The following is a 677-nucleotide window of genomic DNA, read 5'->3' on the forward strand; positions in this document are numbered from 1 at the left end:
GTCGAGGAAGCCGAGATCGCGGCACGCGAGGCGACCGAAAAGGCCCGCATCGCCCAGACCACGATCGTCAACGTCGAACGCATTGCCTCCGACGAGCGCACCCGCTCTTTGGAGATCCAGCAGGTGCGTACGATTCAAGAAGCCGAGATCGAGGCGCAAAAGGCCGTGGAAGCCGCCCGGATCGCACGCGAGCGGACGCTCGCAGCCGAGCGGATCGCCGCCGAGCACACCACGCGCAAGCTGGAGATCGAGCGCAATCAGGCGCTGGAAGTCGCAGGGATCTCGGCGCGCGAGGCGACCGAATCTTCCCGCATCGCCCAGGAGGAACGCGTTCGCTCGCTCGAAATCGGGCGCAACCGCGCCATCGAGGAAGCCGACATCGCCTCGCGCGAAGCCATCGAGGCCGCGCGCATTGCCCAGGAGAAGGTCGTTGCCGCCCAGCGCATCCGGGCCGAAAAAGAAACCAGAGGGCTGGAGATCGAGCGCACCGAAGCTATCGAGGCCGCCGAACTCAGGCGGCGCGACGCGATCGAGCGGCGCCGCGTCGAGGTCGAGCTCGCGCTCGAAGCCGAGCGCATTGCCTCGTCCAGGACTCGCGAGGTGCTCAATATCGACCAGAAGAAGGCGGTCGAGATCGCCGACGAGGAGCGCGTGATCGCGCTCGCCGCCAAGCGTTC

Annotated in this window: 1 pseudogene; it reads left to right on the forward strand. The window is 67.1% G+C overall.

From position 1 onward, the window contains the following. A pseudogene (locus HCN58_RS35225) lies at nucleotides 1-677 on the forward strand (flotillin family protein); the annotation flags it as partial.

The organism is Bradyrhizobium australiense, from assembly GCF_013114825.1.
Classification (GTDB): domain Bacteria; phylum Pseudomonadota; class Alphaproteobacteria; order Rhizobiales; family Xanthobacteraceae; genus Bradyrhizobium; species Bradyrhizobium australiense.